This is a genomic window from Bacillus sp. TH13 (genome assembly GCF_016651175.1).
GTDB lineage: Bacteria > Bacillota > Bacilli > Bacillales > Bacillaceae_G > Bacillus_A > Bacillus_A thuringiensis_S.
Window position 1 is genome coordinate 1944088 of the sequence record NZ_JAEKEJ010000025.1, and the last position, 19080, is coordinate 1963167.

A 19080-nucleotide genomic window follows, 5' to 3' on the forward strand; every position below is an offset into this window, starting at 1 on the left:
GTGTAAATATACATTTTGTTTTACGTTAAATAATATTACTTTGAACATAATCCAGTTTGTCTGAGAACGCGTATAGAAACGGAGGGATAGCAAAAACAAATAGCTTATAACAAATACTTTTAATATTCCATTTGTTCATGTGGAATAAGTCCCCAATGGACAAATGAATGTTCAGAGGAGGAAAAATGAAAAAACTTTTCAATGTATGTTTAATTGTATTCGTACTATTTTCGCAACTTGCTAGTTTTCCATACAATCAAGTAAAAGCGGAAACCTTAACAGGAGATTCCTTATTTGACACTGTTGAAATGAAAGATGCAACGAATCATATTATTGACGAAGCAAAAAATCCTACCAACTTAATAAAGATAGGATCAACCATTCAATTAGAATACGCTTGGTCAATAAAGGATCAACAAGTTGCACATGCAAATGATACAGCAGTAGTTCAAATACCACTTGCATTAAAAGTATCTAAAGATTTGCAAGGGGATTTAGTAACAGATCAAAAAAATATTGGTCAATATTTTATAACAGCTAAAGATAATAAATTAAAATTAATATTTAATGATCAAGTAGAAAATTTGAAAGACGCTAAAGGAAAAATTAAAGTTGATACCGTGTTTAACTCAACTTTAAAAACTGGAGAAAAATCAGTTCAAATCGCTTTTCCTTTAGGAACAATGGTTCAGCCTATATCAGTTCCTGTTCAGGTAGAAGACTCTAAAGAAGATGGCACCAAACAGGATACTAATAAACAAACGCAAGATCCAGTAGCTAAACCTGTTACTGACAATCCGGAGCAAGATCCAGCAACTAAACCTGTTACTGATAATCCGGAACAAAACCCAGCAATTAAACCTGTTACTGATAATCCGGAACAAAACTCAGCAACTAAACCTGTTACTGATAATCCGGAACAAAACCCAGCAACTAAACCTGTTACCGATAATCCGGAACAAAACCCAGCAGCTAAAATTGCTACTGACAATCCAGAACGAAAGCTAGCAAGCGACCCTGCTGAAAATACAAATTCAGGTCCAAAGCAAATAACAACAAACATTTTAACCGGTGTAAAGTTGACGGATAAAGACGGAAAACCATTTACAGAGGATAACCGTCCAAATACAGATTCCCCTGCCAATATTGAATTTACATGGGAGCTTTTAAAATCAATGAATGTGAAAAGCGGAGATTACTATATCTTTGATCTTCCTAAACATTTTAAGATTTACAATACAATTAACAGTCCTTTATATGATAGTGAAAACAATCAAATTGGTAATTTTACTGTTACAAAAGACGGAAAAGTCACGATGACATTCAACGATTATGTTGAAGAGCATCCAGATGTTGCTGGTAACCTACAATTAAAGACAGAATTTAATAAAGCTGAAATTAAAGGTACAACAACACAAGAAATTCCTTTCCCAATTAAAGATAAGGATGTTTCTATTACAGTTGACTTTAAGCCTAATGTACAAACAGCTACGAATAAAAAAGGGTTACCTGATAGACCAATTAATACAAATGAAATTAATTGGAAAGTAGAGATGAACAAAACGAAAGACACCCTTAAAAAGGCTGTTTTTAAAGATAACATCCCACAAGGTACAAGCTTAAATAAAAATTCTATTAAAGTTTATTATTTAGAAGTTGATGTTAATGGGAATGTAACGCGTGGTACAGAAGCTGAGCCAACAGAGTACAATATTATTTCATCAGATGGATCAAAATTGGAGATTGCTTTTAAAGATTCTATCAATAGAGCATATCAAATCGAATATGCCACAAAAATTACTGATGAAAATATTAAAAGTTTCCGAAATAACGTTACGATAACGAGTGATAATCAAAAGCAACAAAACGCAAGCTCTACTGTAACGGTTTCTCGTGGTACACACTTAAATAAAACAAGTAAATATGATCCAAAAACGCAAACAATTGAGTGGACAATTACTTACAATGGTGATCAAAGAGAAATCAAAAAAGCAGATGCGATTTTAAAAGATATTTTTGACGATACACACGAACTAGATGCAAATTCTATTGTTGTGAAAAACGCTTCATATAATGAAAAGGGAACGCTTGTAACAGGAGACGCTGTTAATAATTACACTGTAAGTAACAAGAAGAATGGATTCGATTTACAGTTTAATGATGATATTAATAGTGCTTATGTGATTACCTATAAAACCAAGCCAACTAATAAAGTTATAGAAGATGGAAAAGTAAAAAATAAAGTTACAGCTGATAATGATTCAAGTAAAGAAAATGAAGCTAGCTTCAAGCAGCAAAATATTATTAAATCTAATAATAAAGCTGAAACAAATTATAAAGACAAAACAACAACTTGGACAATTATAGTAAATAATAACAACTATCCATTAAACAACGCGATCATTACGGACACCTTTGATCATGGTGGATTACAATTAAAAGATAAAAAACTAGAAATTAAAGACGGAAATTATACCCTTCAAGCTGGGACTGACTATGTTTTAGATGCAACAGATAAAGGCTTCAAAATTACTCTTATAGGTACATATCAGTCTAATATGACAAAGACATTAGTCGTAAAATATACGACAGACTTTGATTATACAAAGCTAGAAAGTGGTAAAACTTCATTTAAAAATACAGGTAACCTATCTTGGATAGATACGGATTCTAAGCCACAATCAAATAAAGTTGAAGCTAGTTTCGATCCTGATACTTTCACAAAGGCAAATGGTTATAAATACGGTTCTTATAACGCCCAAACGAAGGAAATTACTTGGATAATAGGCTTTAACTATAATAATGTTGAGATTAAAGATCCTTATGTTATAGACGTAATACAAGATAAACAAAAGTTAGTTCCTGGATCCATTGAAGTGCGCGATATGATTTTAAATGGAAATCCTGATAATGCACAACCTGGTAATGCTGTACCAACTGAGAAATATGAACTTGAAGAACCTACAGAGAAAAATAAAAACACCCTAAAGGTTCATTTCAAACAATCAATTAATTCACCTTACTATATTATCTTTAAAACAAGCCTTGATGGTGAACTTATCCAAGGCACCTACAAAAACGAGGCAGATTTAAAAGATGGCTCTAAAATTGTTAACACCCTTACAGGTGACACTCAAGTAAATAAAGGTGGCAGCTTCGTTACTAAAAAAGCTGTGCAAGACGACAACTATATTAATTGGAGTATCGCAATTAACGAAAGCCAATCAACCATTGCAGATGCGGTTGTAACAGATGACCCAACCGAAAATCAGGTAATTGTAGAAGATTCATTCCACTTATATCCTACAACTGTTGATCCATATGGAAATTTAACAAAAGATACAGTAAACGAATTAAAAGAAGGAACAGACTATAAACTCAAAATAACAACAGACAATAATACTGGAAAGCAACATTTCGAAATTGCCTTCTTGAAAAAAATTGATCGAGCTTATATTTTAGAATATCGCTCACTTATTAATGCAGACGATAAAGAAAAAGTAAGTAATAAAGCGAAAATCACAGGCAATAAGTTGACAGTTAAAAACACAGAAACTACTGAAACGATTGAAGTGAGAATGTCTTCTGGTTCAGGCGGAGGATCTGCTACCAAAGGTCGTGGAAACCTTGAAATTATAAAGGTAGATAACGACAATAAGAACGTACTATTAGCTGGGACAGAATTTACTTTATACGATCGTACAGGTAAAACTGTTATCCGTAAAATTACAACAGACAAAGACGGTATCGCTAAATTTAATAATTTAAAACGCGATAAATATTTATTAAAAGAAACAAAGGCTCCTGAAGGCTATGTAATTAGCTGGGATTTAAAACAAGGGAAAATTGTTGAACTTGGTACACAAGAGACTACAACATATAAACTTGCAAATAAGAAGTTTGTCGGGAAAGTAGTTTTAACAAAATCTGATGACCTGAACAAAAACGCAACACTACAAGGCGCCGTTTTCACACTACTAGATAAAGACAAAAAAGTAATTCCAGAACATGAAGAATTAACAACAAATAATAACGGACAAATTATTATAGATAAACTAAAACCAGGAACTTACTACTTACAAGAAACGAAGGCTCCTGAGCATTATCAATTAGATAGCAAACTTATTCCGTTTACTATCTCTGAAGATCAAACAACAGTAGTAAACCGAACTGCGACAAATATTTTAACTAAAGGATCTGCTCTTTTAACAAAAGTGGATAATTATAATAAAACTTTAGCAGGGGCAGAGTTTACTGTTCAGGATCGCAACGGAAAAAATATTCCTGGATATGAGAAATTAACAACAAATGAACATGGACAAATAGAAGCAAAAGATTTACGTCCGGGTAAATACCAGTTTGTCGAAACAAAAGCTCCTGAGCATTATGAATTAGACAAAACGCCTATTCTATTTGAAATAGAAAAAAGCCAAACTACAGCCGCTTCTATTACAGCAAAAAACGCTTTAATTAAAGGTGGCGTTACGTTAACAAAAGTGGATGATATTGATGGCACTACCCTTGAAGGTGCGGTATTCAAAATTGTTAACGAAAAAAATGAAGATGTCCGTACAAACTTAAAAACAGAAAAAGATGGAACTTTGACCGTTAAAGATTTAGATCCTGGTGATTATCAATTTATTGAAACAACACCACCTAAATACTATGACTTAAATAAAGAACCAATTCCGTTTACAATTGAGAAAAGTCAAACAAGCATTATCTCAATTACTGCAAAAAACAGTTTAACAACAGGTGCTGTTGAGCTATTAAAAGTCGACGAATTTGATAAAAAGACTCTTCTTGCTGGAGCTATGTTCAAAATCGTGAATGATAAGAACGAAGACGTTCGTACAGAATTAACTACCGATACAAACGGAACTGTTAAAGCTTCTGACTTACGTCCAGGCAAATACAAATTTATTGAAACGAAAGCTCCTGAACATTATGAACTGCGATCAACACCAATTGAATTTACAATTGAGAAAGGTCAAAAAACACCGATTGTTATTACAGCTGAAAATGGTCTATTACCAGGCGATGTTGAACTAACAAAACTCGATGATACTGATGGTACTGCACTTATAGGTGCCGTATTCAAAATTGTTAATAACAAAAATGAAGATGTCCGTACAGAATTAGTTACGAATCAGGAAGGTAAAATTATTGCTACTGGTTTACGTCCAGGTAACTATAAATTTATCGAAATGAAAGCTCCTGAGCATTATACCTTAAATAAAACACCGATTGAATTTACAATTAAGGAGAGCCAATCGACTGCTATTAACGTTACAGCTACTAATAGCTTAATAAAAGGCGGTATTGAATTAACAAAAGTTGATTCTGTAAATGCTAAGGAAACCCTAGAAGGTGCAGTATTTAAAATTGTTAATGACAAAGGTGAGGATGTTCGTACGGAACTTACTACTGATAAAGACGGTAAATTAGTAGTACAAGACTTACGTCCGGGTAATTATAAGCTAATCGAGACGAAGGCTCCTACTTATTACGATGTAAATGAAGAGCCAATCGAATTTACGATTGAAAAGAGTCAACAAAAACTCATCCCTATTACTTTCAAAAATAGTTTGACGAAAGGAAAGGTCAAATTAATTAAAGAAGATGACGTGGAGAGCGCGAAAGCTCTTGCCGGCGCTGTATTCACATTACAAGACGCAACTGGCAAAGAAATTATGAAAGATTTAACAACAGATGCACACGGAGTATTAGTTATCCCTGATTTAGCACCAGGCGATTATCAATTTATTGAAGTGAAAGCTCCTGAACACTATAAATTAGATCAAACACCTATTAAGTTCACAGTTAAAAAAGGTAGTAAGGAAGATCTTCCTATCCCTGTTACTGTAAAAAACAGTTTACTTACAGGTGGCGTCACTTTAACAAAAGTTGATGATGTTGATGGCACTCCTCTTGAAGGTGCAGAATTTATAATCGTTGACGCTCATGATACTAAAAAGGTAATTCGCAAAGGTTTAACGACTGATAAAAACGGTAAAATTACTGCTTCTGATTTACGTCCTGGAGACTATCAATTTGTTGAAGTAAAAGCTCCAAAAGACTATACCTTAAGCAAAGAGCCTATTCCGTTCACTATCGAAAAAAGTCAAAAAGAGAATATTACTGTTACTGCTACTAACAGTTTAAAAAAAGGTGCAGTAACATTAACAAAAATCGATGACATCGATCGTACGATGCTCGAAGGTGCAATCTTTAAGATTGTTGATATGAACGGTAAGGAAGTTCATACGAATCTTGTTACAGATAAAAACGGAAAAATTTCTGTTTCTGATTTACGCCCTGGAGACTATCAGTTCATTGAAACAAAAGCTCCTGAGCACTATGTATTAGAAGAAACACAAATTCCATTTACAATTGAAAGAAGTCAAACGAAAGAGATCAATGTTACAGGTAAAAATGCTTTAAAAAAAGGTAGCGTTGAACTAACAAAGATTGACGATATTGATATAAATACAAAACTTGCTAACGCCGTATTTAATTTATTAGATGCAGACGGAGAGCTAGTTGAAGAAGGCTTAAAAACAAATGATGAAGGTAAAATTGTTTTTGAAAATCTACGTCCTGGTACGTATCAATTCGTTGAAACAATTGCTCCTGAACATTACGATTTAGATAAAAAACCTATCGTATTTACAATTAAAAAGAGCCAAACTGAAGCTCTTCATGTCACTGCTACAAATGCTTTAACAAAGGGTGCAGTTAAACTTTCTAAAGTTGATGATGTTGATGGCACTGTTCTTAAAGATGCAGTATTTAAAATTGTTAATATGAACGGTGATGTAGTTCATAAAGACCTTGTTACAAATGAACAAGGACTAATCGAAATTAACGACCTACGTCCTGGTGATTACCAATTCATCGAAACGAAAGCTCCTAAAGATTACGTTTTAGATGAAACACCAATCAAATTCACTATTGAAAAAGGACAGAAGAAATCTATTTCTTTAACTGCTACAAATAGCTTAAAACAAGGTAGTATCGAATTACTTAAAGTTGATGATTTAAACGATCAAACAAAACTTGCCGATGCGATATTTAATTTACTAGATCAAAATGGCAAAGTACTTAAAACAGATTTAAAGACAAACAGTGAAGGTAAAATCGTTGTCGAAAACTTACGTCCTGGTACGTATCAATTCGTTGAAACAACGGCTCCTGAACACTATGATTTAGACGAAAAGCCAATTATATTTACAATTAAAAAAAGCCAAAAGGATATTGCTACCGTTACTATGAAAAATAGTTTAACAAAAGGCAGCGTGGAACTTTCTAAAGTGGATAACGTCGATGGCACTACTCTTGAAGGCGCAGTATTTAAAATTGTGGATATGAATGGTACTGTAATTCGCAAAGATCTTGTTACGAATCAACACGGGAAAATTAGCATTTCTGACCTACGTCCTGGTGATTATCAATTCATCGAGACAACGGCTCCGAAACACTACGATTTAAACAAAGAGCCAATTCCATTCACAATCACAAAGAGCCAAACTGAGCCTATCTCTGTTACAGCTACAAATAGCTTAACGAAAGGCACTGTGGAGCTTTCTAAAGTGGATGATGTTGATGGTACCGCTCTTAAAGATGCGATATTTAAAATTACTGATATGAATGGTAATGACATTCGCACTGAGCTTACAACAGATGTACATGGAAAAATTTCTGTTTCTGATTTACGTCCTGGGGACTATCAGTTTATTGAAACGAAAGCTCCTGAACACTATAAATTAGATAGTACACCTATTAAGTTTACAATTAAGAAAAGCCAAAAAGAAAAGCTCCAAGTTACTGCTACAAATAGCTTAACTGAGGGTGCTGTAGAATTAATAAAAGTGGATGATATAAATCCAGATACAAAACTTTCTGATGCAGTGTTTAACATCATCGATGCGAAAGGTAAAATTGTTCGCACTGATTTAACTACTGATAAAGATGGTAAGATTACTGCTACGAACTTACGCCCAGGAGACTATCAATTTATTGAAACGAAAGCTCCGAAGCATTACGATTTAAATAAAACACCTATCGATTTCACTATCGAGAAAAGTCAACTAACTCACGTTTCTGTTACTGCCAAGAATGGCCTAACAAAAGGTGGCGTGGAATTAACAAAAGTTGACTCTATAGATAAGAAAGAAATGCTAGAAGGTGCGGTATTTAAAATTACTGATATGAGTGGTAACGACATTCGCACGAATTTAGTTACGAATAAAGATGGTAAAATTATCGCTAAAAACTTACAACCAGGAGACTATCAATTTATTGAAACGAAAGCTCCTAAACATTACGACCTAAATGAAGAACCAATTAAGTTCACAATCGAAAGAAGTCAAACAAAGCATGTCTTCGTTACAGCTATTAATAGCTTAACGAAAGGTAGTGTAGAGTTAATTAAAGTAGATGATGCCAAGAAAAACACAACACTTGAAGGGGCAGTATTTAAAATTGTTAACAAGGATGGACACGACGTCCGTACCGATTTAACTACTGATAAAAACGGCCGTTTAGTTGTGGATGAATTACCACCAGGAGACTATGAGTTTATCGAAACAAAAGCTCCTGAACACTATGACTTAAACGAAACACCTATTAAGTTCACAGTTAAAAAAGGCCAAGAAAAAATTGCCTCTGTTACTGCTACGAATAGCTTAACGAAAGGTGCAGTTGAATTAATTAAGGTCGATGACATCGACGGCACTACTCTTGAAGGGGCTATCTTTAAAATTGTGGATATGGACGGCAAGGATGTTCGTTCTGATTTAACTACTGATAAAGATGGTAAGATTTCTGTTTCTGATTTACGTCCTGGTGACTATCAGTTCATTGAAATGAAAGCTCCAACTGGCTATGATTTAAACGTTAAACCAATTCCTTTCACAATTACGAAAGGACAAACTCAGGTTACCTCTGTTACAGCTTTAAATAGTTTAACAACAGGTTCAATTGAGTTAACTAAAGTTGATATTGATCACCATGGAACACTTGAAGGTGCCATTTTCAATATTTTAGACCAAGATGGAAACGTCATCCGAGAAGGTTTAAAAACAAATCAACAAGGAAAAGTAATCATAAATGATTTGAAACCTGGTAATTATCAATTAATAGAAACAAAGGCTCCTAAAGGCTATCAATTAGATGCATCACCAATAAACTTTACAATTGATAAAGCCCAAGCTACGCCACTACAAATTACAGTTTCAAATAAAAAGATTGAATCTTCTTCAGGTGGAGATGACAAGCCAGTTAATCCTCCAAATAAAGAAGAAAACAAAGGCACTGAAACATCTGAGAAACACGAAAACGGAACTTCCGAAGAAACATCGAATGAAACAGATAACAAACAGCAAGATGATCGAAATACGGATAAGCACCTTCCAAATACAGGTCATAAAGAAGATCCTATACAAACAGTAGGTATCGTTCTTCTACTAGCTGGATTATTAAGTATTTTAGCTACAAAACGCAAAAAACATTATTAATAATTTTTTCACACCCAATCAATCTCTCAATGGATTGGGTGTTTTTTTTATACAAAAAGGACGATACATAAAGTATCGTCCTTTTAACGGGGTGAGGCTGCCCAAAAGTACGGAAAACCTTTGAACAGCCTCGTATTTTCATATGGATGCCTTACATATATCACTGATAATAATTATGAAATGCGGAAACATAATTACCATCAACTGATTCAAACATGAGAAATGAAACCCTACAGTGGTTCCATTCCTCTACATAATCTAAAGTTTGGGTACACTAGATTCATGCAATGTAGGAGCTTTCAGAGTAGAAAGCGAACCTTCGTTTAAAATGATAGCATACATATCTCCCTCAAAAATATGCAAATATGCATATATTGTTTTTATTTCTCAATGTCAGAATATTGAAAAATAAAAGGCGCAAAGGTAAAATAAAGTCATTATCCGTCTTCTTTTGTCAGTCAGAGAGAATAGAGGAATAGGAGAGGAAAAAATGAGCAAATCATTGAAACAAAAAATAGTAAGCTCTTTGCTTGCTATATCACTTGCTGTTAGCTTAGCTCCAATTGGGCAAACAAAAGCGGATTCCACTTCAGAAGTTACACAAACTTCATCTATTACAAAACAAATTGATCCAAACCGCGCCATTGAACATGTTCGTTTCTTATCTGAAACAATTGGTCCTCGCCCCGGTGGAACAAAATCCGAAGAATGGGCTTCTCGTTACATTGGTATGCAGCTTAAATCAATGGGCTATGAAGTAGAATATCAGCCATTTCAGGTGCCCGATCAATACATTGGATTTATTGAATCACCACTATCAACAAAACGTAATTGGCAAGCCGGTGCTGCTCCTAATGCACTAATTTCTACAGAAGTTATTACAGCTCCCCTTATCTTCGTTCAAGGTGGGACAAAATTAGAAGATATTCCAAATGAAGTAAACGGTAAAATTGTTTTATTTGAAAGAGGAACGACAGTTACAGACTATAATAAACAAGTTGAAAATGCTGTTAGCAAAGGTGCAAAAGGTGTTCTTTTATACAGTTTAATTGGCGGACGCGGAAATTATGGACAAACCTTCAATCCCCGCCTAACGAAAAAGCAATCTATCCCTGTCTTTGGTCTTGCTTATGCGCAAGGAAATGCATTTAAAGAAGAAATCGCTAAAAAAGAGACAACAATTCTTTCCCTAAAAGCAAGACATGAATCTAAATTAACATCTCTAAATGTTATTGCAAAAAAGAAACCCAAAAAGAGTACGGGTAATGAAAAAGCAGTCGTTGTAAGCTCGCACTATGATAGTGTTGTTGGAGCACCTGGCGCAAATGATAATGCTTCTGGAACTGGATTAGTATTAGAACTAGCTCGTGCTTTTCAAAATGTAGAAACTGATAAAGAAATTCGCTTTATTACCTTTGGTTCTGAAGAAACTGGATTACTTGGTTCGGATTATTACGTTAATAGTCTATCCCAAAAAGAACGTGACCGTATTTTAGGCGTCTTTAATGCTGATATGGTTGCAACAAATTATGATAAAGCAAAGAATTTATACGCTATGACACCTGATGGCTCTACAAACTTTGTAACAGATGCTGCCTTGCAAGCAGGTAAACAATTAAATAATGACCTCGTTCTTCAAGGGAAATTTGGCTCCAGTGATCACGTACCGTTTGCTGAAGCTGGTATTCCTGCTGCTCTATTTATTTGGATGGGTGTCGATAGTTGGAATCCATTAATCTATCATATTGAGAAGGTATACCATACACCTCAAGATAACGTATTAGAAAACATTTCACCTGAACGAATGAAAATGGCATTAGACGTTATCGGAACAGGAGTTTATAACTCGCTTCAAAAATCTATTACTCAAACTGAACAGAAAGCTGCTTAATCATTTAAAGACCATTGATTTTTATCAGTGGTCTTTTATTGAGAAAAAATATATATGCATAAAAGCATATTTTATCCTACTCATTATCGTATACAATATTAACTGTAACAACACCGATTACAACTAATAAGGAGGCTTTTTCTATTATGAAAAAAATGATTTTAGTAGGTGCGTTAACTTTAGCAGGAATTACCGGATCTACCGCGTTTATTCCTGAAACAACAGTCGCTGCTGCCGCTCAAGAACAAAGCTTTACAAAATTTTATTCTTTGCAAACTGGAGGTAGTTCTGAACAAGAACCTATTTTCCTTCAAAAAGGACAAGAACTAACAATTCATCCTAACAGCAAAACTCCTAGTTACAGTGTTTATGACTCAAATCATAACCTTATTGGGCGTTATTCTGATGGTTACGGCCGAATTTTCACTGCAAAAACAGATGGAAATATGTACGTTCAATTTCATGCACCTTACGTTTACTATAGTCCTGTTAGTTTTTCTGTTACTTATACAATCCAATAAAATAAGGGGCCTTTCTCAGGGGCCCTTTATTTTGCTTCCCAATTCACTTTTACAAAACCATCTTTCACCATTAAACCACTTATATTGAATACATACTTTTCATTTGCTTTTAATGTAGCTTTAAAAGTACCTTTTTTCGATTCACAAATCTCCTTTAATTCCTTTATCCCTTCTCCTTTTCTTTCATACAAGCTAAAGCATAAGTTACCACGCTTTGCATCTGTTTCATAAGAAAATGTTACTTCTGTATCTTTTGCATACTCAAGTTCAATATCTTTCCCAGCAATATCCCATGATGAGAATTTTGCCTCGTAACTTGTCTCCCCTTTCTTCTCATTTTCTAAATATATATCACCAGCTTTCCACATATCATCTAACGTTTGAACGAAAGTAAAGCCGCTAAGTAATACAAACATCGCACTTGCAAATATAACAACTAATGTTACCTTTTGCTTTTTCATACCCTTCATCGTATATTCTCCTTCTACTTTCCGGCTACTTCTGCGTATCATATATAACAAAGCTCCAATAAAAAATGGCAATACAATCGCTATAACACTCCAACACTTACTTATTCCACGCGTTTTCGCATCTGTATACACCCATGATGCTACACATACTAAAAGTGCTATAAAAGCCAAAAACATTGTAATCCCAGCTATCTCAAATACTACAAATGGATTAGCGAACTCTATCATGTAATTTATACTCCTTCTTTAAAAATGACTGTATGACAACATATATAGGAATGTATAGGTGCATCATAATAATTATTGTTATAACGACAGATATTTTATGATCCAAATGACTAACAAACTGCTCTAGGGTGACTGTTAATACAATCATCCAAATAGCATGAATGAAAACAACCCATCTCTTTTCTAATTTTCGAGCATTTCGCACGCTCTGTTTCGTATCGTTTATTAGCTCTTCATTAGGAACCATCTCTCCCGCTAAGCTACTTTTTATCTTCTGATCAAACTTATCTTCCGTCATAAACGAACCCCTCCAAATGTTCTCGCATTTGCTTCTTCGCATAATTAAGGCGGTATTTCACTGTACCAATCGGTATATTTAATATTTCACTCATTTCTTTATAAGAGTATTGTTCATAATAGTAGAGTACGAGCACAGTTTTATACTTTTCATTCAATAACTGTATAACTTCCCGTATCATTTCCGCTTCCACTTTTCGAATAAATTCTTCTGATATATTTACTTCATCTGCGAAATCTATTTCTCCACCATCTTCTTTATGAAACAAATCCAATATTCGATCTTTCCACCTTTTTTTCTTACGATAAAAATCATAAAACGTACGAACACAAATTGTAGTAATCCATTTTTTATAATTATCCACATAGGAAAGTTGGTGCCTTGATGAAAAAACCTTTATCCACGTCTCTTGAAAAATATCTTCCGCATCTTCTTTCGTTTTCGCTAACTTATAGCATAAGGAATATATTTGCTGCTTATATATATCAATTAATTCTTCTACCTTTTCTTCCATCATAAGCCTCCTGTCATTTATATAAGACGACGCAAATTATCCTTTTGTTTGATAAAATTTTATTTTTTTATTATCTCCATACAAAAAGGCAATCACAACATCATGTGATTGCCTTTTATTTAAAAACGAAAGTCCGCTTCCGCTTTTCTTTATTGTCTAGCTCCAGCGGCTAGAATACTCGGTGGCTTCGCGCCTTCCTCCGAGGCAAAGTACACCTCTCTGTCAGGAGCTCCATCCACCTCATATTCTAAACAAGCCGCTTCCACTTTTCTTTATGTCCAGCTCTGCCTCCTAGCCCCTTCTGTCTAAGAACCTTCCCCACGAGAAGATAAAAGGCATCTTCTGTGGGAAAGAACCTTAGCCTTCGGGACTAAACAGTCGGCTCCGCTTTTCTTCATTACATTTTTTCTGGTGCAGATACTCCTACGATTGCTAATGCATTTTGAAGTGTAGTGCGTACTGCTTTCATTAACTCGTAACGAGCTTTACTTAATTCTAAGTTATCTTGGTTTAATACTTTTTCTGCATTGTAGAAGCTGTGTAATGCTGCTGCTAATTCAAATGCATAGCTTGTAATGCGGTGTGGCAGACGTTTTTGTGCTGCATCCGCAACTACAGCTGGGAATTCACCAAGCTTTTTCAGTAATTCTACTTCTTTCTCAGAAGTAACAAGTTTGTAATTCACGTCTCCATCTGCAGCTAATCCTAACTCTTCACCTTGACGAAGGATACTGCATACACGAGCATGAGCATATTGTGCATAGTATACTGGGTTTTCATTAGATTTTGATACAGCTAAGTCCATATCGAAGTCTAAATGAGAATCACCGCTACGCATCGCGAAGAAGTATCGCATTGCGTCCACGCCTACTTCTTCCATAAGCTCACGAAGTGTAACTGCTTTACCTGTACGTTTACTCATTTTCATTTTTTCACCATTTTGGTACAGTTGTACCATTTGGATGATTTCTACTTCAAGTGTTTCTTTATCGTAACCTAGCGCTTGAATAGCAGCTTTCATACGAGGAATGTAACCGTGGTGGTCAGCACCCCAAATGTTGATTAGCTTATCGAAACCACGCTCTAATTTATCGCGATGGTAAGCAATATCTGGCGTTAAGTATGTGTAAGAACCGTCATTTTTAATTAATACACGGTTTTTGTCGTCACCGTAAGTCATTGAACGGAACCAAGTTGCTCCGCCTTCTTCAAAGATTTCGTCACGCTCTTTTAATACAGCAAGTGCAGCATCGATTTTTCCGTTTTTGTATAATGATGTTTCTGAGAACCATACATCAAATTTAACACGGAAGCTCTCTAAGTCTTTTTGAAGTTTTGCTAACTCATATTTCAAACCGTATGAACGATAGAATTCATAGCTTTCTTCAGCATCAGCTTTTGCGTAACGATCGCCAAACTCTTCAGCTAAACGTTTACCGATTCCAATGATATCCGCACCATGGTAACCGTCTTCTGGCATTTCTTTATCTAAACCTAAAGCTTGCATGTAACGAGCTTCAACAGAAAGAGCTAAGTTATGAATTTGGTTACCAGCATCATTAATATAGTACTCACGAGATACATCGTATCCTGCTTTTGCTAATACGTTACATAAAGTATCACCCACTGCCGCACCACGTGCATGTCCTAAATGAAGGTCACCTGTTGGATTCGCAGATACGAACTCAACTTGTACTTTTTCACCTTTACCAGTATTCGTTTCACCGTAAGCTTCACCGGCGTTTACGATTGTTGGAATTAAATCTGTTAAGTAGCTATTATCCATATAGAAGTTAATAAAACCAGGACCAGCGATTTCGATTTTTTCAATAGAAGCTTTTGCTTTATCGAAGTTTGCAACTAGTTCTTCTGCAATCATACGAGGTGCTTTTTTCGCAACGCGTGCAAGTTGCATTGCCATGTTTGTAGAGAAATCACCATTTGTTTTATCTTTTGGAGATTCTAATACAACGTTTGGAATCTGTTCTTCTGTCGCTAATTCTGCCTTTAATACAGCGGCTTGAATTTCTTCTTTAATCAATCCTTTTACCTGTTCTAAGGAATTCATTATTTTGCCTCCTTCAAATTAATTGTAATAGTATATCTGCCAGCTTCTTGTTCACTTAGAAGCAATGCGTACGTTAAGAAGAGTTGTCCTTTTTTCTTTTCATCCGACCATTTAAAAAGAACGTTATCAGTCTTTGTTTGCAATGCAAACGTACCAAGTTCACTCGTATACGTACCAGTTGTCCATTCACCTTTCACATGCGTTTGACGCATAGAAACAGCACCTGAACGCATAATGAGAACTTGTTCATCTTGAATTTTAATAATTGTCTTCACTTCGCCTTGTTCGTTCGGCTCCTGGAATGTTACATATGTACCTTGACCTTTTACATAGTATTGACCATTTGCTTCAAAAGCAACGGTTTCCTTCCTCGCCCCTTCACGGATTTCTGTTACGAAATGAACGTGTACCGGCAAGCCTGCAAGTTGTTTCTCCACGTCTTGCACACCTTTCAAATGTTATAGATATTAAATACTACTTATAATAAATCACTTTTCCTATCATATCAAAAAAAGACTCTGTCTGTCTGCTGAAAAATCAGGAAAACTCCATTTCAAAAAATAATTCCCTTCTACTTTATTTCATATGATAAAATATTTTTTAAATCTAAATATTCTTTTAATTACAGAGGTGAATTCAGTGATACCAACAAAGCTAAAAAAGGGTGATGAAATACGAGTGATTTCACCATCTTGTAGTTTAAGTATTGTTTCAAATGAAAATAGAAAACTTGCTATAAAAAGATTAACTGACATGGGCTTTCAAGTGACATTCTCAAAATATGCTGATGAGATAGATCGATTTGCTTCCTCTTCTATTTCTTCCCGCATTCAAGACCTCCATGAAGCATTTGGAGACCCTAATGTAAAAGCTATTTTGACGACACTTGGCGGATACAACTCAAATAGTTTATTGAAACATCTCGATTATGATTTAATTCGTGAAAACCCGAAATTTTTCTGTGGTTATTCTGATATTACTGCCTTAAATAATGCAATTTACGCAAAAACAGGTCTTGTTACATATTCGGGTCCACACTTCTCTTCATTTGGAATGGAAAAAGGACTCCATTACACGGCTGATTATTTTTTACAATGCTTAACCATTAATGAGCCTATTGAAATCATTCCGGCTGAAACGTGGAGCGATGATTCTTGGTATATGGATCAGGAAAATCGAGAATTTATTAAAAATGAAGGGTATGTTTCGATTCAAGAGGGGGAAGCAACAGGAGATATTATCGGTGGTAATATGAGCACACTTAATTTACTACAAGGCACACCATATATGCCAAACTTAAAGGGCAAAGTTTTATTCCTTGAAGAAGACAGCTTAACAGGAAAATCGACACTTAAAACTTTTGATCGCTATCTGCATTCCCTTATGCAGCAACCTAATTTTGAACATATAAAAGGTATTGTAATAGGAAGAATGCAAAAAGAAGCAGAATGTACGATAGCGGACATTCAAGAAATGATTTCTTCAAAACCTGAACTTGCAAATATTCCTATCATTGCAAACGCAAGTTTCGGGCATACAACCCCGATTTTCACTTTCCCAATTGGTGGACGTGCAAAAATTATTTCTAACAAAGAAAAGACATCTATCACTATTTTAACGTACTAAAAAAGGAGCGAATGAGTCGCTCCTTTTATGGTTTTTCTATTTTTTGCAACGCTTTTTGCGGGATTGACTCTTTCGTTATTTCAGCCCATCCTTTTCCTTGCATACCTTTTGCATAAATTTTTATAAAAGCACCTGCATGCAATTCACGATTTACCATTCTTTTAATAATTTGTTGATTTCCGTCCTCTGTATACCCTTTAAATGTATACAAATACTCACCGTCTTTTTTCTCACCTTTATCTACAACTGCATAATAATCTTGTATTTCTTTATTTGAAAAGAAGTTGTCTACAAAAGCATGTACACCTTCTGTTTTTGTATTCAAATAATACGCTGTTCCCCCTAAAATAATGGCGAATACAGCTAAAACTTTAATGACCAATTTCATACATGCGCCTCCTGTTTTACACTTCTTTCTCACTAATGTTATGTCTATACCTGTATTATACGGAAAAGGGTATACTATACTCTATCGAAAAGTCTTACATATTCCTTACATTATTGTAAGGGATTTTTTCTTACAGCAAGTTCCCAAGAAAAATTTTTTCCGTTTCATACACTTTTATATTATTATTGAATGATACGAATTTTTATCCCGCATTAACGGGCAGTAAGACTCCCACCCCCAAATGCGGTGAATACGGGAAAAGTCGGTGGGAAACAACTGCCCGTAAATGCCCGATTGGTTCAACTAATAATCAGTGGGAAGGGACAAAACACCCACTGATTAAAGTTTCACTTTATTACAAAAATCAAAGGAGACAGTTTTCAAATGGCTATCTTGCAAGGTTTAGCACTATTACTTGTTGTACTTTGTCTATTTACACTTTTCAGTTACCGTGCACCTTACGGAATGAAGGCGATGGGTGCTTTAGCTAATGCAGCAATCGCAAGTTTTCTTATTGAAGCATTTCACCGTTATATAGGTGGAGAAATGTTTCATAATGACTTTTTACAATCAGTAGGAGAAGCTTCTGGTAGTATGAGCGGTGTCGCAGCAGCGATTTTAGTCGCATTAGCAATCGGTGTTTCCCCCGTATACGCTGTTTTAATTGGTATCGCTACTAGTGGATTCGGTATTTTACCAGGATTTTTCGCTGGATACGTTTGTGCCTTCGTCGTGAAATTTCTCGAAAAGAAATTACCAGCTGGTGTGGAATTTTTAGCAATCCTATTCATCGCTGCACCAATCTCACGTGGAATGGCAATGCTTATGGATCCGCTCGTTAACGCAACACTTGGTAAAATCGGTTCTATGATTTCAGTTGCAACTACAGAGAGTCCTATCATTATGGGTATTATGCTTGGTGGATTAATAACAGTTATTTCTACCTCTCCACTGAGTTCTATGGCACTAACTGCAATGCTTGGATTAACAGGTTTACCAATGGCAATTGGTAGTCTTGCCGTAGCAGCTTCAGCCCCGATGAACTTTATTTTCTTTAAACGATTAAAAATTTGTTCAAAGAAAGATACAATTGCTGTAGCAATCGAGCCTTTAACACAAGCCGATGTTGTCTCAGCAAATCCAATTCCAATTTATATGACAAATTTCGTTGGCGGTGCACTTGCCGGTATTATTACATCGCTATTCCAGCTTGTTAATAATGCACCAGGAACAGCATCACCAATTCCAGGTCTTCTCGTCCTATTCGGATTTAATGACGTTATAAAAGTAACAATTGCTGCTGTACTATGTGGAATCGTTACCACTATTGTCGGATACATCGGATCTATTGTGTTCCGCAAATATCCGATCCGCTCTGCTGATGAAATTCGCGGCGTTAATTCGGAAGAGAAAGTTGCATAAGAAAAAGAGTTATTCTCACCTTTTGAGAATAACTCTTTTTTTCATGTCTTGCCATGGTAAATAAGATTATATTGACGATTTTTTTAATATATCGACTTACCGACACATAATGGCAAAAATAAGAGCCCCCTATTTA

11 protein-coding genes are annotated in these 19080 nt (G+C 35.1%); 5 read left to right on the top strand and 6 right to left on the bottom strand.

Annotated features, from left to right (window positions below; genetic code table 11):
• Nucleotides 1-185: 185 nt before the first annotated feature.
• The 3 genes from JFU02_RS18480 (at nucleotide 186) to JFU02_RS18490 (ending at nucleotide 11930) form a co-directional block, all read left to right on the top strand.
• Complete coding sequence (locus JFU02_RS18480; protein ID WP_201071420.1) at nucleotides 186-9518, top strand: SpaA isopeptide-forming pilin-related protein; 9333 nt, start codon at nucleotides 186-188, stop codon at nucleotides 9516-9518.
• A gap of 490 nt (nucleotides 9519-10008) precedes the next feature.
• Complete coding sequence (locus JFU02_RS18485) at nucleotides 10009-11409, top strand: M28 family metallopeptidase (protein ID WP_098617532.1); 1401 nt, start codon at nucleotides 10009-10011, stop codon at nucleotides 11407-11409.
• A gap of 146 nt (nucleotides 11410-11555) precedes the next feature.
• Nucleotides 11556-11930, top strand: coding sequence for a hypothetical protein (locus JFU02_RS18490; protein WP_098617533.1), 375 nt, complete (start codon nucleotides 11556-11558; stop codon nucleotides 11928-11930).
• 26 nt (nucleotides 11931-11956) lie between these two features.
• On the opposite strand, the gene JFU02_RS18495 is transcribed toward JFU02_RS18490, so the two are convergent.
• The 5 genes from JFU02_RS18495 to JFU02_RS18515 form a co-directional block, all read right to left on the bottom strand.
• The gene (locus JFU02_RS18495) at nucleotides 11957-12628 is read right to left on the bottom strand and encodes an anti-sigma factor (protein ID WP_086407134.1); all 672 of its coding nucleotides are present in this window, start codon (nucleotides 12626-12628) and stop codon (nucleotides 11957-11959) included.
• Nucleotides 12612-12926, bottom strand: coding sequence for a hypothetical protein (locus JFU02_RS18500; RefSeq protein WP_000133815.1), 315 nt, complete (start codon nucleotides 12924-12926; stop codon nucleotides 12612-12614). Before JFU02_RS18500 ends, JFU02_RS18495 begins: the two co-directional genes overlap by 17 nt.
• Nucleotides 12913-13440: an RNA polymerase sigma factor gene (locus tag JFU02_RS18505; RefSeq protein ID WP_141526961.1), complete on the bottom strand. Its 528-nt coding sequence runs from the start codon at nucleotides 13438-13440 to the stop codon at nucleotides 12913-12915. The genes JFU02_RS18500 and JFU02_RS18505 overlap by 14 nt, the downstream gene beginning before the upstream one ends.
• Nucleotides 13441-13837: 397 nt before the next feature.
• Nucleotides 13838-15508: an arginine--tRNA ligase gene (gene argS / locus JFU02_RS18510; RefSeq protein WP_001086462.1), complete on the bottom strand. Its 1671-nt coding sequence runs from the start codon at nucleotides 15506-15508 to the stop codon at nucleotides 13838-13840.
• Entirely contained in the window at nucleotides 15508-15945 is a 438-nt protein-coding gene (locus JFU02_RS18515; RefSeq protein ID WP_000414867.1) for a YwiB family protein, read from the bottom strand. Before JFU02_RS18515 ends, argS begins: the two co-directional genes overlap by 1 nt.
• A gap of 202 nt (nucleotides 15946-16147) precedes the next feature.
• Here JFU02_RS18515 and JFU02_RS18520 point away from each other — a divergent pair, with 202 nt between their 5' ends.
• Complete coding sequence (locus tag JFU02_RS18520; RefSeq protein WP_097960111.1) at nucleotides 16148-17134, top strand: S66 family peptidase; 987 nt, start codon at nucleotides 16148-16150, stop codon at nucleotides 17132-17134.
• Nucleotides 17135-17159: 25 nt separating this feature from the next.
• Here JFU02_RS18520 and JFU02_RS18525 read toward each other — a convergent pair whose 3' ends face one another.
• Complete coding sequence (locus JFU02_RS18525; RefSeq protein WP_000779933.1) at nucleotides 17160-17522, bottom strand: YxeA family protein; 363 nt, start codon at nucleotides 17520-17522, stop codon at nucleotides 17160-17162.
• A 384-nt stretch (nucleotides 17523-17906) separates the two neighbouring features.
• Here JFU02_RS18525 and JFU02_RS18530 point away from each other — a divergent pair, with 384 nt between their 5' ends.
• On the top strand, nucleotides 17907-18944 hold the full coding sequence (locus tag JFU02_RS18530; RefSeq protein WP_000996327.1) for a PTS sugar transporter subunit IIC: 1038 nt from the start codon (nucleotides 17907-17909) through the stop codon (nucleotides 18942-18944).
• Nucleotides 18945-19080 lie beyond the last annotated feature (136 nt).